At 59.2% G+C, this 12917-nt stretch carries 17 protein-coding genes and 1 riboswitch; of the genes, 10 read left to right on the forward strand and 7 right to left on the reverse strand.

The genetic code is table 11. The features are described 5' to 3' along the window. Window positions 1-24 precede the first annotated feature (24 nt). The 4 genes from ACYZTS_RS12115 to ACYZTS_RS12130 all read left to right on the forward strand — a co-directional run bounded on the left by ACYZTS_RS12115 (window position 25) and on the right by ACYZTS_RS12130 (window position 2059). Window positions 25-582 carry a hypoxanthine-guanine phosphoribosyltransferase gene (locus ACYZTS_RS12115; protein ID WP_028620506.1) on the forward strand — a complete coding sequence of 186 codons (558 nt, stop codon included), beginning with the start codon at window positions 25-27 and terminating at the stop codon, window positions 580-582. A 3-nt stretch (window positions 583-585) separates the two neighbouring features. After that, a complete protein-coding gene (locus ACYZTS_RS12120; protein ID WP_461996102.1) occupies window positions 586-1059 on the forward strand; it encodes a WbuC family cupin fold metalloprotein in 474 nt (157 codons plus the stop codon). Between the two features lie 163 nt (window positions 1060-1222). Continuing rightward, window positions 1223-1708, forward strand: coding sequence for a hypothetical protein (locus tag ACYZTS_RS12125; RefSeq protein ID WP_461996104.1), 486 nt, complete (start codon window positions 1223-1225; stop codon window positions 1706-1708). Between the two features lie 63 nt (window positions 1709-1771). Beyond that, on the forward strand, window positions 1772-2059 hold the full coding sequence (locus ACYZTS_RS12130; protein ID WP_028620509.1) for a PA4642 family protein: 288 nt from the start codon (window positions 1772-1774) through the stop codon (window positions 2057-2059). Between the two features lie 202 nt (window positions 2060-2261). Here the strand turns inward: ACYZTS_RS12130 and mqo are convergent, their stop codons facing one another. Both mqo and ACYZTS_RS12140 read right to left on the reverse strand, forming a co-directional pair. Continuing rightward, complete coding sequence (gene mqo / locus ACYZTS_RS12135; RefSeq protein WP_461996106.1) at window positions 2262-3770, reverse strand: malate dehydrogenase (quinone); 1509 nt, start codon at window positions 3768-3770, stop codon at window positions 2262-2264. Window positions 3771-4508: 738 nt separating this feature from the next. After that, window positions 4509-4742 (reverse strand): hypothetical protein, encoded by a 234-nt coding sequence (locus ACYZTS_RS12140; RefSeq protein ID WP_028622680.1) that lies wholly within the window; start codon window positions 4740-4742, stop codon window positions 4509-4511. Between the two features lie 206 nt (window positions 4743-4948). On the opposite strand from ACYZTS_RS12140, the gene ACYZTS_RS12145 reads away from it, so the two are divergent. Next, entirely contained in the window at window positions 4949-5533 is a 585-nt protein-coding gene (locus ACYZTS_RS12145) for a YajG family lipoprotein (protein WP_028622679.1), read from the forward strand. A gap of 178 nt (window positions 5534-5711) precedes the next feature. Here the strand turns inward: ACYZTS_RS12145 and ACYZTS_RS12150 are convergent, their stop codons facing one another. Further along, window positions 5712-5918, reverse strand: coding sequence for a hypothetical protein (locus tag ACYZTS_RS12150; protein ID WP_028622678.1), 207 nt, complete (start codon window positions 5916-5918; stop codon window positions 5712-5714). 194 nt (window positions 5919-6112) lie between these two features. Between ACYZTS_RS12150 and ACYZTS_RS12155 the strand changes: the two genes are divergently transcribed. After that, the gene (locus ACYZTS_RS12155) at window positions 6113-6391 is read left to right on the forward strand and encodes a hypothetical protein (protein ID WP_028622677.1); all 279 of its coding nucleotides are present in this window, start codon (window positions 6113-6115) and stop codon (window positions 6389-6391) included. Between the two features lie 147 nt (window positions 6392-6538). On the opposite strand, the gene ACYZTS_RS12160 is transcribed toward ACYZTS_RS12155, so the two are convergent. Continuing rightward, window positions 6539-7702, reverse strand: coding sequence for a 1-acyl-sn-glycerol-3-phosphate acyltransferase (locus tag ACYZTS_RS12160; RefSeq protein WP_028622676.1), 1164 nt, complete (start codon window positions 7700-7702; stop codon window positions 6539-6541). Window positions 7703-7845: 143 nt separating this feature from the next. Between ACYZTS_RS12160 and ACYZTS_RS12165 the strand changes: the two genes are divergently transcribed. The 4 genes from ACYZTS_RS12165 (at window position 7846) to ACYZTS_RS12180 (ending at window position 9915) form a co-directional block, all read left to right on the forward strand. After that, window positions 7846-8028: a CPXCG motif-containing cysteine-rich protein gene (locus ACYZTS_RS12165; RefSeq protein WP_461996110.1), complete on the forward strand. Its 183-nt coding sequence runs from the start codon at window positions 7846-7848 to the stop codon at window positions 8026-8028. Window positions 8029-8037: 9 nt separating this feature from the next. Continuing rightward, window positions 8038-8298, forward strand: a complete 261-nt coding sequence (locus ACYZTS_RS12170) for a putative signal transducing protein (protein ID WP_461996112.1) — start codon at window positions 8038-8040, stop codon at window positions 8296-8298. 35 nt (window positions 8299-8333) lie between these two features. Then, window positions 8334-8957 carry an SOS response-associated peptidase gene (locus tag ACYZTS_RS12175; RefSeq protein WP_028622673.1) on the forward strand — a complete coding sequence of 208 codons (624 nt, stop codon included), beginning with the start codon at window positions 8334-8336 and terminating at the stop codon, window positions 8955-8957. A gap of 139 nt (window positions 8958-9096) precedes the next feature. Beyond that, window positions 9097-9915 carry a M48 family metallopeptidase gene (locus ACYZTS_RS12180; RefSeq protein WP_461996114.1) on the forward strand — a complete coding sequence of 273 codons (819 nt, stop codon included), beginning with the start codon at window positions 9097-9099 and terminating at the stop codon, window positions 9913-9915. Window positions 9916-10060: 145 nt separating this feature from the next. Here the strand turns inward: ACYZTS_RS12180 and ACYZTS_RS12185 are convergent, their stop codons facing one another. The 3 genes from ACYZTS_RS12185 to ACYZTS_RS12195 form a co-directional block, all read right to left on the reverse strand. Beyond that, window positions 10061-10645, reverse strand: coding sequence for a TMEM165/GDT1 family protein (locus ACYZTS_RS12185; RefSeq protein ID WP_028622671.1), 585 nt, complete (start codon window positions 10643-10645; stop codon window positions 10061-10063). 88 nt (window positions 10646-10733) lie between these two features. Continuing rightward, window positions 10734-10858: riboswitch (yybP-ykoY riboswitch) on the reverse strand. A 40-nt stretch (window positions 10859-10898) separates the two neighbouring features. After that, window positions 10899-11897 (reverse strand): methyltransferase, encoded by a 999-nt coding sequence (locus ACYZTS_RS12190; protein WP_461996116.1) that lies wholly within the window; start codon window positions 11895-11897, stop codon window positions 10899-10901. Window positions 11898-11929: 32 nt separating this feature from the next. Continuing rightward, window positions 11930-12895 carry a 2-hydroxyacid dehydrogenase gene (locus ACYZTS_RS12195; protein ID WP_461996118.1) on the reverse strand — a complete coding sequence of 322 codons (966 nt, stop codon included), beginning with the start codon at window positions 12893-12895 and terminating at the stop codon, window positions 11930-11932. Window positions 12896-12917: the final 22 nt, after the last annotated feature.

Raw genomic sequence — 12917 nt, forward strand, 5'->3', positions numbered from 1 at the left:
GATTCCTCAACCCCGGAGAGCGCCATGTCCGCTGATCTCGAGCATATCCGTCAAGTCATGCGAGAGGCTGACTGCCTGTACACCGAAGCTGAAGTCGAGGCGGCCATCGCCCGCGTCGGTGCGCACATCAACGAACAACTGGCTGACAGCAATCCGGTGGTTTTCTGTGTGATGAACGGCGGGCTGATTTTCGCTGGCAAGCTGCTGACTCATCTGCACTTCCCGCTGGAAGCGTCTTATCTGCACGCGACCCGTTACCGTAACGAAACCAGCGGCGGCGACCTGTTCTGGAAAGCCAAGCCGGAAGTTTCGTTCATTGATCGCGACGTGCTGATCATTGACGACATCCTCGACGAAGGCCACACCCTGGGCGCGATCATCGACTTCTGCAAACACGCCGGTGCGCGCAAAGTGCACACCGCCGTGCTGATCGACAAGGATCACGAGCGCAAGGCGCGTCCGGACCTCAAGGCCGATTTCGTCGGGTTGCCGTGCATCGACCGCTACATCTTCGGATATGGCATGGATTACAAAGGCTACTGGCGTAACGCCAACGGCATTTTCGCCGTTAAAGGAATGTAAGAAATGACCGTGCCGAGCTTTCTTGATCAAACCCTGTTCAGCGAATTGGCCGAGAAAGCGACGGCCAGTCCTCGTGGGCGTCAGCATCACAATTTCCATCAGATGGACGATGCCTGTCATCGCATGGCGGTAGGGCTGCAACCCAGCACCTATATTCCGCCGCACCGCCATTTGGGGGAGCACAAGGCCGAGACGTTGCTGGTGGTCAAAGGGCGACTGGGCTTGTTGATTTTCGACGAGTCCGGTGCGGTGGTTAAACAGCAGATCCTGCAGGCTGGCGGCGAGTGCATTGGCGTTGACCTGCCAACGGGTGTGTTCCACGGCCTGGTGGTGCTGGAGGCTGACACCGTGATGTTCGAATGCAAGGCCGGGCCTTACCGACCGGTGGGTGATGGCGAACTCGCTGACTGGGCGCCGCGGGAAGGCCAGCCGGGCGTTGCCGAGTACCAAGCCTGGATGCGTGCTCAGTTCGATTAAAATCACCCCTGTAGGAGCGAGCCTGCTCGCGATGAACGTCCAGCTGCCGCTTGCATCCAGACAGCTCGCGTCATCGTTGAAGTCCATCGCGAGCAGGCTCGCTCCCACATTGATTCATGCCTGCCCGTGATAAAGTGCTCGGCCCCGCCCCCCGGAGCCTTTCATGCGTTTCTTGATCCGCAGCTGCGCCGCCTTGTTGCTCACCCTCAGTCTGCCCCTGGCCGCCGCGCCTGCGCCGATGCACGCGCAGTTCCTGCCGCCGGATGACCAGACCCTTCGCGATGCCGACCCCGAGCAGCAACAGCTGCTGCAGGTCACCGAATATTCGGTGGTGGTCGGCAGTCAGCGCCAGTCCAATCAACAGCCCATCCCGGTTACGTCGCCGATGCTGATTCGCCTCAAGGGCAAATCCCTGAACAAAGGCGCAACCATCAATCAGGTCGTGATCAATTTCGATGGCGAAAGCAAAAGCCTGAAAAAGCCGGTTTATGACGACAAGAGCAAAACCCTGACGTTGAACTACCCGATGGCACAATACCGCGTGGTCATGGATTTGTTGCGCAACGGCACGGTGTACTGCCAGTTCCTCAGCTACGCCAACGGCCACATCTGGGCTGATCTGCACACGGGTGCGGTTCGTTCGCGTTGAGCCCGGCGGCTAGTGAAGGGTAAACTGCCCGCCCCGTGAAATGTCTGCGAGCTGGAGTCGGCAATGCGTAAAGATAAGAAGCAAGTGATTGGTGACGAGATCGGCGATGAGCAGATCAAATTGTTCCTCGATTTCGAGCCGGTCGATGCCACTTCACCGTCGCTGCACAAACTGATCAAGGCGTACCGTGGCCTGCGTATCGATGATTTCGAGCGGTTTCTGACGTTCTTTGTTGCCGGCGGTTTTGATCTGGATGGCAAGGATGAGCACGGCAATGATTTCGTGGCCTTGATCAAGGATCAGCGCAATGCGGCCGAGTACATCGAGCTGATTGCCAAGGCTCGCGGTTAAGGTCAGGCGCACCGTTCTTTGTGGCGAGGGAGCTTGCTCCCGCTTGAGTGCGTAGCGCTCACAAAATCTGCGTCGTTTGCCGCATTTTGGGGCCGCTTCGCAGCCCACCGGGAGAAAGCTCCCTCGCCACAAGAGTTGTTGCAGCACCTATAAAAAAACGCCCCGATCTCGATGAGAGCGGGGCGTTTTTTATGGGGCTCAATCAAGCGAAACTTGGGGTTTCGCTGCTTTCTTCAACCAGTTCCAGGGCGATGTTGTTCTGCGTGTTGATCTTGCGATACAGCGCAGCATCGGCTTCCAGGACTTTTTCCCGCGCCGGGAAGATTTCCGCCAGCTTGGTTGCCCATTCGCCGGACGTCTTGGCCGGGAAGCATTTTTCGATCAGCTCCAGCATGATCGAAACCGTTACCGAGGCACCCGGAGAAGCGCCGAGCAGCGCGGCCAGCGTACCGTCCTTCGCCGCCACCAGCTCGGTACCGAACTGCAGAATGCCACCTTTTTTCGGGTCTTTCTTGATGATCTGCACCCGTTGGCCGGCCACTTCAAGGCGCCAGTCTTCGGCTTTCGCCTCCGGGTAAAAACGGCGCAGGGAATCGAGGCGTTGCTCCATCGACTGCATCACCTCGCTGACCAGGTATTTGGTCAGGTCCATGTTGTTTTTCGCCACGGCCAGCATCGGACCGATGTTACCGGCGCGAACCGACATCGGCAGGTCCATGAACGAACCGTGCTTGAGAAACTTGGTGGTGAAACCGGCGTAAGGTCCAAACAGCAGCGACTTCTTGCCATCCACCACACGGGTGTCGAGGTGCGGCACCGACATGGGCGGCGAACCGACCGCTGCCTGGCTGTACACCTTGGCCTGGTGATGTTTGACCACGTCCGGGTTGTCGCAACGCAGCCACTGGCCGCTGATCGGGAAACCGCCGAAGCCTTTGCTTTCTTCGATGCCTGACGCCTGCAACAACGGCAGTGCCGCACCGCCTGCGCCGAGGAATACGAATTTGGCGTCGACCTCACGGCTGTTGCCGCTGTTGACGTCCTTGATGCTGACGGTCCAGCCGCTGCCGTTACGCTTAAGGCCGGTCACGCGCTTGCAGTACTTGACCTGGGCATCGGGTGCGCTGGTCAGGTGCTTGAGCAATTGGTTGGTCAGGGCGCCGAAGTTGACGTCGGTGCCGTTGATCACGCGGGTGGCTGCCAGCACTTCGTCAGCCGGACGGCCCGGCATCATCAGCGGCATCCACTCGGCCATCTTCGCCTTGTCTTCGGTGTATTCCATGTCGGCAAAGGCGTGGTGCTTGCTCAGCACGTCGAAGCGTTTCTTGAGGAAGGAAACGCCGCCGTCGCCCTGCACGAAGCTCAGGTGCGGCACCGGGCTGATGAAGGTTTTGCACGAGCCGAAGGTGCCTTTTTTGGTCAGGTACGACCAGAACTGCTTCGACACTTCAAACTGGGTGTTGATGTGCACGGCTTTCTTGATGTCGACGGTGCCGTCGGCGGCCTGCGGCGTGTAATTGAGCTCACACAGCCCGGCGTGGCCAGTACCGGCGTTGTTCCACGGATTGGAACTCTCGGCAGCACCGGAATCCATCAGCTCGACGACTTCCAGCTTGATCGCGGGGTCGAGCTCTTTGAGCAGTACCGCCAGGGTGGCACTCATGATGCCGGCCCCAACAAGTACTACGTCGACTGCTTCGTTATGCGCCATTTAACGCGTCTCCAAAATCTGCAGCACCAAATTGTCGGCATGGCTGCCAGGCGGTTCGGGGCATGTCAGTGAAGCCCCAGGTCGCCGTGGCGGTGATGCCATGTCCGAATCTTCGCAATTCATCGCAACTTCGACGGACGCTACCGGCCGGGTCAATGAGGTCTATGAACTCATTTCAACGCGCGGCTGGCAATTCGACTTATGGTCGAGTCATCCGTTTGTGCAACCAAATCCGTCGCGGACAGGCTTCAGGCTCCGGTGTTCGAGGAGTACTCGGTCCTGTGTCGTTGGGCTGTTTCAGACGCTAATGGTGCATGTTCAGACGCAAAACTATTCATTTGCTCGCCACACTCTTGTGAAGTTGTGAAAACCCGTTTTTTTCACGCTCTTTTGAAGACGTGAACCTCAAAAAGGGCTGTCCAGGCCTGGCACTGTGCCCGAGTGAGTCGCCGACATGGATGTCATGACAGGCAAAAACGGGCAAACAAGCTCAGTGACCGAGCGGAATGACAGCTCTGCAGATTCGCGAAAAGTGGAGGTTTTGCCAGAGGAACAGCAAGCGCGCCAGCTTCACTCGATCTGTGTGGGCGGCTCTCTGTGGGCGGTACAAGGTGCCAATGCAAGCGCATTGGCGATGTCGCGAGGCCCGATCAGGAGACGTCCTTATAATCGGGGGGAGATTGTAGCGAAGAAACGTGGGGAAATGGACGTGTTTAATGACTTTTATTAAGCGTCTGGTCAGGTGGTCAACAGATGTTGCACGCGTGAGCGTGGACGACGCGGGCTGACGCGTGCGCTGGGCGGCAACGCCTGGTGCAGCCAGTTGAGACGGATTTCTTCGATTTCGACCCAGCCATCGCCCATCGGCTGGAGGCTGCACTGCTTGAAAGCCTGGCAGTGACCGTTGCGGTCGAGCAGGGCGAAGCAGCGGTGCAACGGGCGTGGCGCGAACAGCGAGATGAGATAGCGCATGACGAAATACCGTGTGAGGGTGATTGCTGTGAAGAGTGCCAGCGACGCGTGACGCAGCCATGTATGAGCGATGACATCTGTGTGACAGGAACCGCTACCCGCCGGCTTTGTCAGAGTTTTCAGCAATCGTTGCGAGACGCTAGGTCGCGACGATGGCGCACCGCTATACTGCCGGCCTGTTAGTGCCTGATTCTGGAGAGATGAGCATGTTGCAACGCCTGTTGTTCGGTTTGATCACTGTGACCGGTTTGACCCTGGCCGGCTGCGCCCACAGCCCGCAACAACTGAATCCCGAGCCGAAGCTGAACGCTCAACTCGCGCCGGTCGGCCGCGGTCAGCCGGTGGTGGTGAGAGTGGTGGACGGTCGTCCTTCGCCAACCCTGGGCACCCGGGGTGGCATGTACCCGGAAACCAGCGCGATCACGGTGCAGGGCGCGCAGATCCTGCCGAAACTGCAAGCGCAAGCCGAAGCAGCCGTACGCCTGTTGGGCTTCACGCCAACCTCGAACGCGATGAACGCGCCGCAATTGACCGTGACCCTCGCCGAGCTGAAGTATCAGTCGCCGAAAGAAGGCATGTACGTGACTGAAGCGACCATCGGCGCGACGTTCCGCTCCGATGTGCAAAACGCCAATCGCCGTTACAGCGGCCGTTACGGCGCTTCGCTGGACCAGCGTTTCGGTATGGCGCCTAACCAGGAAACCAACACCAAGCTGGTGAGTGATGTCTTGAGCGACGCGCTGACTCGCCTGTTCAAGGACCCGACGGTAGGTCAGGTTCTCGCCGAATGATCGTACGCTGAAATCAAAAAGCCCGGTGCCAGTGATGGCTCCGGGCTTTTTTGTGCCTGCTCGTTTTGGCAGGCTTTTGTGGGAGTGAGCTTGCTCGCGATGGCGGCGCGTCGGACGACTTCAATAGTGAATGTCGAGCCGTCATCGCGAGCATGCTCGCTCCCACAGGGATACGGTTTCAGGCGGCCTGCGAGTAGAAATCGAGAACACTGACCCCAGTCAGCAAATCCATCTCCGGCAAATCCGCATGCTGGTGCCCGCCCAGTGCGCAGTAGACCAGCCAATTGCGATCCTGAACGTTGAAAGCGAGGCTGCCGACCAACGCCTGTTGTTCGTCATTTTGTGCGATGAGGTAGAGGCGGTCCTGATTTTCGGCGTGCAGCATGGTGATGTCCGTGTCGTTTTCGAGGGGCGCCAGACTGGCTTATTCAGATGACGGTGCCGTGACACAGAGCAACACTCTGTCGGATGTTTCGCTGTTTTTTGTCAGAAATGAACGGCACGCGGGCAGGCTTTCGGTAGAATCCGCCCTGCGGTCGCCGGTCGGGCGACCTTGCCCAGGGTTTGCCGAGGTTTGAGATGTCGCTGCATTTGATCACGCTGTTTACTGCCCATCCCGCCAAATTGATCAACCTGCTCGCCCTGTTTCTGGCGTTTCCCGGCAGTTGGCTGCTGCATGCCACACGTCAACGTGAGCAGCGCGCACTGGCCAGCCTTCAGGCTCAGCGTCAGAGTCGGCCCAGTGAAGAGCCTGCGCTGGATTGGGCGACCCTGCGCATGAACCGGTTTTTTTACCGCTTCGGCTTTGCCTGCCTGGGCGTGGCGCTGCTGGTGTCGTGGATCAGCACCCGGGTTTGAATCCCGCTTTAAGCAAAAGGATTGTCCGAACGCAGCACGCGCCTGCGGCACCTCCTTAGGCGCACACAAGTCCCCTCGCCACAGGGGATGTGGTGCAGACAGACAAAAACGGCGCCTCGAAGGCGCCGTTGTCGTATCCAGCAAAACCTACAGCGCCAGTCCCGCCTTCACCCGATACTGATTGCGCACCGGCGTCGCATACTGCTGCACCATGAACGGACGGTGTTCCGACGGACATTCAGCCAGGCGACGCTGCCATTCTTCCTGCGCCTTGGCCAGTTCATCCGACTCGAACACCTCGGCGGCCAGTGGCACCAGCAGCTGCGGGTCGGCATCTTTCCACTGCGCGTAAGCCAGGTAATGCACCGGGAACAGGCGATATCCACCGAGGATCTGCTTGTCCATCTCGATTGCCAACAACTTGGTGTCTTCAAACAGTTCGGTGATCGGCGCGGCGAAATTCACATGCACACGACCCTTGTAGCCGGTGATGCCCTTGGCGATGCTCACATCATCCTCGCCTGGCACTTTGGTGTAAGTGCCGGTGGTGGCGCGGATGTACAACTCGCGCGCTTTGGCCTGATCGCACGGGTCGTATTCATAGCTGATCGACACCGGGGTTACGTTCAGCGAGCGAATGACTTCACCGAACGGCTCGTCCTTGCGGCTCATGTGGAACATCTTCAGGATCGCCGACTCGGTGCGGTCGTCGCCATCCTTGGCCCGGCCTTCTGCCTGGGCAATCCAGATCGAAGCGCAGTCGTTGCGAATCGAGTGGTTGATGTACGCCGACAGCAGCTGATATGCCGCCATTTTCTCGCGTCGACCACTGATGGAGCGGTGCACGATGAAGCTCTTGTTCAGACGCATCAGGTCGCTGACGAAGGGCTTCTGCAACAGGTTGTCACCAATCGCGATACGCGGCGTCGGTAAACCGGCGTGATACACGGCATAGTTGACGAAGGCCGGGTCCATGACGATGTCGCGGTGGTTGGCGATGAACAGGTAGGCACTGCCGGATTTGAACTGCTCGACGCCGGTATAGGTAACGCCGTCGGTGGCGCGTTCGATGGTGTGGTCGACGTAATATTCGACCTTGTCCTGCAAAGTCGCCACCGAAGTGATGCCGGCAAACTCACGGCGCAGCTTATGGGCTATAAGGGGTTTGAGCATCCAGCCGAAGGCACCGGCATAACGCGGGAAGCGGAAGTGAATGAGGATGTCTAGAAATGCCTTGTCGCCGAGCAGCCGGTTCAGTACCGCTGGGACTTCGCTGTCGTCGTAAGGTCGGATGGCATCGAATTCGCCCATCATGCTCTCTTGTTAGAAACGGCTAGGGTAAGTAAAGGTTTTTGATCGAAAACCAACAGGGCACGGTCTGAAAAGTGGGCCAGACAAAAATAGCCCTGCAAATAGACCGGCGATTATACGCACAAGTCACCTGGGAGACCGCGATGCTGGAAACTGCGCAGTATGATTGTCCGTATTGTGGTGAAGGGGTCGAGACGTCCGTCGACCTGTCGGGGGGGGATCAGACCTATATCGAAGACTGCCAGGTGTGCTGTCGGCCGATAACGTTTGTGCTGCAGGTGCACGGCGAGGAATGGCATCTCGAAGTGTTCAGCGAAAACGAGTAAGGGGCGGCCATGCAGCGAATCTACGAACCGGAAAACCTGATGGAAGGCGAGCTGCTGCAAGGGATGCTCGCCAGTGAGGGCATCGAGGCGCATCTGGCCGGGCGTGATCTGGTCGGTGGCGGTGGCGAGCTGCCGATATTCGGCCTGTTGGGCTTGTCGGTCGAAAACGACCAGGCTGACTACGCCCGCGAACTGATCGCTGCGTACAATGCGGCGCTGCCGCTGCCCGGGGAAGAACCGGACAGCTTTCCCGGCACGCTGGTCTGTTAGGCTGACGTTCGTTTTATCAAGAGTCGTGTTGCCCCATGTGTGGACGTTATGCCTTGTTTCGCTGGAACCCCGCCTTCGCGGCCCTGCCTGGCTTCCCTGCCGATCAGCAGGCCCAGTGGAACATTTCTCCCAACGATTCGGTGTTGATGCTGCGAGCCGGTGCTGACGGCCCACGCGAGTTGGCCCGCGCCCGTTGGGGTTTAACGCCGCCATGGCTGACCGATTTGTCGCGCACCCCGGCCCATGCCCGCGCTGAAACCGTTGCCGAGCAGCCGATGTTTCGTCAGGCATTGCGCGAGCGGCGCTGCCTGCTGCCGGCCAATGGTTTTTACGAATGGCGCGGCACTGCGCGCAAACGCCCTTACTGGCTGACGCCGGGGGAGGGTTCGACGTTGTTTTTTGCCGCCATCTGGGAAGCCTATCCAGTACAGGAGCAGGTGTGGCTGAGCACGGCGGTGATTACCCAGCCGGCATCAAATCAACGGCGCCCGCTGATTCTTGATGAGGTCGGGCAGCAAGCGTGGCTTGATCCGCAAACACCGCTACATACCTTGCAGGCGTTGCTGTTTGGTGAACCCGCTGCGTTGCGCGAGCGGGTGTTGGCGAATCTGGTGAATGATCCGAAGCTCAATGGGCCGGAGTGTCTGACTCCGGGTTGATTCGTGCCTGTGAAACCTGAAAATTTTTCCCTGAGGCGAGGGGAGCTTTTCCTCAAATGAAAGTCTGTATATCAGTTGTATCTGGCGCCGATATCATTCCGCGCCTAGGATACCCGGCAGGTTTCCACGGAGTTTTTTGATGAAGAAGCGATTGGTTTTGTGTGCACTGAGCGCAAGTCTGCTGCTCGCCGGCTGTCAGTCGGTCAACACCACCAGCGGCGGCGCCGTTGGCGTTGAACGCAAACAGTACATGTTCAGCATGTTGTCCACGGACGAGGTCAATCAGATGTACGCTCAGTCTTATCAGAAGACTGTGGGCGAGGCGACCAGCAAGGGCGTGTTGGACAAGACCAGCACTGAAGCCAAGCGCGTACAGGCCATCTCCAATCGACTGATTGCCCAGGCGCCGATTTTCCGTCCTGACTCTGCTCAGTGGAAATGGGAAGTTAATCTGATCAAGAGTGACGAGCTCAACGCCAACTGCGGCCCTGGCGGCAAGATCATTTTCTATACCGGCCTGATCGACAGCCTGAAACTGACAGATGATGAGATCGCGGCCATTCTCGGCCACGAAATCGCCCACGCCCTGCGCGAGCACGGTCGCGAAGCGATGTCCAAAGCTTACGGAATTGAAATGGCCAAGCAGGGCGCCGGTGCCTTGTTCGGCCTGGGTCAGAGCAGCCTGGCGCTGGCCGACACCGTGGCCAACTACGGCATGACCTTGCCGAACAGCCGCTCCAACGAAAACGAAGCCGACCTGATCGGCCTTGAACTGGCCGCACGCGCCGGTTACAACCCGAACGCGGCGATCACCCTGTGGAACAAGATGGCCAAGGCCTCGGAAGGTTCGCCGCCTGAGTTCATGAGCACTCACCCGGCATCGAGCAGTCGTATTGCCTCGCTGCAGGCAGCGATTCCGAAAGTGATGCCGTTGTACGAGAAGGCGCCGAAGTCCTGATGTTCATAGGGCGAGGCTGCTGACGCTTTCGCGAGCAGGCTCGCTCCCACAGTTTTTGTGCCGTACCCATCATGAGCCCGGTCGAGAAGCTGTGAGGGCGAGCCTGCTCGCGAATAACGATGACACGGCTTACCGGCCTAGCGCTTCAAACCCAACCACTGCTCTGCATCGCTTTGTACACCGCGACAATCGCCAGAATCAGGAATGCCGAGGCGGCCAGTCGACGGATCAGCGTCAATGGCAATTTTTCTGCCGCAAAATTACCCGCCAGTACCACCGGCACGTTGGCAATCAACATGCCGACCGTCGTGCCGATAATAACCAGCCAAAGATCCGGATATTGCGCGGCGAGCATCACTGTCGCGATCTGTGTCTTGTCGCCAATTTCAGCAAAAAAGAACGCAATGAGCGTGGTCAGAAACGGCCCGAACTTGCGCGCGGTGCTGGCTTCGTCGTCATCCATCTTGTCTGGCACCAAGGTCCATAGCGCCGTCGCGGCGAAGCTGATCGCCAGAATCCAATGCAGCATCACGCTCGAGAAGAACCCACCGACCCAGGCGCCTACCGCACCGGCAGCCGCATGGTTGGCCAGGGTCGCGGCGACGATGCCGGCGATGATAGGCCAAGGCTTGCGAAAGCGGGCAGCGAGAATGAGCGCGAGCAGTTGCGTCTTGTCGCCGATTTCGGCCAAGGCAACGACAGCGGTGGGAACGAGTAGAGAATCCAGCATCAGGGTTTTCCTAAGGGGCGGGTCGACACGGCTATGACACGTACGACCTCCCCGCCCCGGGTAAGGTGTTCGTGTCATAGGTCTTGTCAAACCCTGCGAACCGTCTGATGCGGACGCTGGGGTCGCATACGCCATGGTCTGTTGACCAAGTATGTTGACGTATGCCGGACGAGCATGGCGCTCGTGGGAGACTACTCCCCTAGGACGGAGCGGATTCTGCCTAGGCGAATCCTGTTAGGCAAGCACTTATTTTTCAGCCGCGTTTGGCACGGTAGATCCGAAATCCCTGACCTTCGGCCTTGATTGCGCAGATGCCCAAGTGCTCTTCAATCAGCGGTTGATACTTTAGGAAACTGTTCGCAACCAAGCGAAGTTCGCCACCGTTTTTCAGATGTTTAGCAGCTTTTCGCAGCAAGTTCTCGGTGGCAAAATAATCGGTATGAACGCCCACATGGAAAGGCGGGTTGCTCAAAATCGCACTCAAACCCATTGGCGCTGCGTCGATTCCGTCACCGGTAATCACGTCCGCTTCCAGTCCATTGGCGGCCAGTGTCAGGCGGCTGCTGGCGGCCGCGAACGCATCTACGTCGAGCAGTGTCACCTGGTTATGCGGGTAGCGCCGTTTAACCGCCGCACCCAAAACCCCTGCGCCACAACCGAAGTCCAGTAGATGGCCACTGGGTAATTTGTCCAGATGTTCAAGCAACAGCGCGCTGCCACGGTCGAGGCGACCATGGCTGAACACGCCTGGCAGACTGATGACGGTCAGCGGGCCTTCCGCCAGCGGCAACTCGTAGGTCTGGGCGAGGCTTTCCAGGGATTTCGCCTGCGGTGCATCGGCCACGGTCACTTGCCAAAGCTGGCAATGGCGCGCGCTGTCGAGCTTGCGCGGCTTGCCGAACTGACTCAGTTGCTTGGCTGCGCCTTCGATGCCGCTGCGCTTTTCGCCGACCAGGAACAGCTCACGACCGGCCAGCCGCGAGGCAAGGGCGTTAAGGATGTAGTCGGTGAGCTCCTTGGATTTAGGCAGAAAGACCACGGCGCTGTCGAACTCGCGCTCGGGTGCGGTCACGCCGAAATGGCTGCGCTCGACGAATCGGGCGTCCAGCGCCGCTTGATCGCCGGCATGCCAGCACCAGCCATGCGCGTCGGGCAGGCGCCCGAGCAAATCGTCGGCGGGCAAACCGGCGAGTAACACCGAACCCTGGAATAAACCGGCCTGACGAAGCAGTACTTCACTGCGCGGATCCATACTGTGCTCCCTGAAAAAAGTGCCGCAGTCTATCAACTGACGACCCGCAGCGCTGTACCGCTGAAAAAGCCCTGAGCATTTTCGGTCAATTGGCCAACGATTCGCTGCCGCGCTTCACGACTGCCCCAGGCGTTGTGCGGGGTGACGATCAAGCGAGGGATGTCGGCGGCCAGCAACGGATTGCCGGCGGTGGGCGGTTCGACGCTGAGCACGTCGGTCGCTGCGCCGCCGAGGTGCCCGTTGCGCAATGCATCGGCCAGCGCCTGTTCGTCGATCAGGCCGCCGCGCGCAGTGTTGACCACGAACGCGCCGGGTTTCATCGAGGCCAGTTCACGGGCGCCGATGAAGTGACGCGTGTATTCGTTGAGCGGGCAATGCAGGGTCAGTGCATCGATCTGTGGCAGCAGTTCGTCCAGTGGCAAGCGATCCGGGCGGACAGGGCGGCCGGGAATTTGCCCCAGCAGCACGCGCATGCCGAAGGCTTCGGCCAGTCGCGCCACTGCACCGCCGAGCTCTCCGTGACCGAGCAGGCCGAGGGTTTTGCCTTGCAGTTCAACGATCGGGTAGTCCAGCAGACAAAATTGTTTCGCCAGCTGCCAGCGACCCTCGCCGACGGCTTTTTGATAGTCGCCCAGACGCGTCGCCAGATTCAGCAGCAACATGATCGTGTGCTGCGCCACCGATGGCGTGCCGTAACCCTGACAGTTGCAAACTGTAATGCCGTGCGCACGAGCGGCGGCCAGATCAACGTTGTTGGTGCCGGTAGCGCTGATCAGAATCAGCTTCAGATCGGGGCTGGCGGCGATGGCGGCGGCATCGATCACGATTTTGTTGGTGATAGCCACAGTGGCGCCCTTGAGGCGTTCGGTGACTTGCTCCGGCGCGGTCTGCGCGAACAGCTGCAGATCATCGAAGCAGGCGCGCAATGGACCGAGGTCCAGATCGCCGAGGTCCAGCGAAGGGTGGTCGAGGAAAACGGCGCGGCGAGTGTTCGTCATCAACTGTACCTTTTGTGCAGTG

It is taken from the genome of Pseudomonas sp. TMB3-21, from assembly GCF_054898145.1.

Excerpts from the sequence above, each read along its gene's own strand:
- ACYZTS_RS12115 (WP_028620506.1), top strand. The coding sequence starts at position 25 with ATGTCCGCTGATCTCGAGCATATCCGTCAAGTCATGCGAGAGGCTGAC.
- ACYZTS_RS12120 (WP_461996102.1), top strand. The coding sequence starts at position 586 with ATGACCGTGCCGAGCTTTCTTGATCAAACCCTGTTCAGCGAATTGGCC.
- ACYZTS_RS12125 (WP_461996104.1), top strand. The coding sequence starts at position 1,223 with ATGCGTTTCTTGATCCGCAGCTGCGCCGCCTTGTTGCTCACCCTCAGT.
- ACYZTS_RS12130 (WP_028620509.1), top strand. The coding sequence starts at position 1,772 with ATGCGTAAAGATAAGAAGCAAGTGATTGGTGACGAGATCGGCGATGAG.
- mqo (WP_461996106.1), bottom strand. The coding sequence starts at position 3,770 with ATGGCGCATAACGAAGCAGTCGACGTAGTACTTGTTGGGGCCGGCATC.
- ACYZTS_RS12140 (WP_028622680.1), bottom strand. The coding sequence starts at position 4,742 with ATGCGCTATCTCATCTCGCTGTTCGCGCCACGCCCGTTGCACCGCTGC.
- ACYZTS_RS12145 (WP_028622679.1), top strand. The coding sequence starts at position 4,949 with ATGTTGCAACGCCTGTTGTTCGGTTTGATCACTGTGACCGGTTTGACC.
- ACYZTS_RS12150 (WP_028622678.1), bottom strand. The coding sequence starts at position 5,918 with ATGCTGCACGCCGAAAATCAGGACCGCCTCTACCTCATCGCACAAAAT.
- ACYZTS_RS12155 (WP_028622677.1), top strand. The coding sequence starts at position 6,113 with ATGTCGCTGCATTTGATCACGCTGTTTACTGCCCATCCCGCCAAATTG.
- ACYZTS_RS12160 (WP_028622676.1), bottom strand. The coding sequence starts at position 7,702 with ATGGGCGAATTCGATGCCATCCGACCTTACGACGACAGCGAAGTCCCA.
- ACYZTS_RS12165 (WP_461996110.1), top strand. The coding sequence starts at position 7,846 with ATGCTGGAAACTGCGCAGTATGATTGTCCGTATTGTGGTGAAGGGGTC.
- ACYZTS_RS12170 (WP_461996112.1), top strand. The coding sequence starts at position 8,038 with ATGCAGCGAATCTACGAACCGGAAAACCTGATGGAAGGCGAGCTGCTG.
- ACYZTS_RS12175 (WP_028622673.1), top strand. The coding sequence starts at position 8,334 with ATGTGTGGACGTTATGCCTTGTTTCGCTGGAACCCCGCCTTCGCGGCC.
- ACYZTS_RS12180 (WP_461996114.1), top strand. The coding sequence starts at position 9,097 with ATGAAGAAGCGATTGGTTTTGTGTGCACTGAGCGCAAGTCTGCTGCTC.
- ACYZTS_RS12185 (WP_028622671.1), bottom strand. The coding sequence starts at position 10,645 with ATGCTGGATTCTCTACTCGTTCCCACCGCTGTCGTTGCCTTGGCCGAA.
- ACYZTS_RS12190 (WP_461996116.1), bottom strand. The coding sequence starts at position 11,897 with ATGGATCCGCGCAGTGAAGTACTGCTTCGTCAGGCCGGTTTATTCCAG.
- ACYZTS_RS12195 (WP_461996118.1), bottom strand. The coding sequence starts at position 12,895 with ATGACGAACACTCGCCGCGCCGTTTTCCTCGACCACCCTTCGCTGGAC.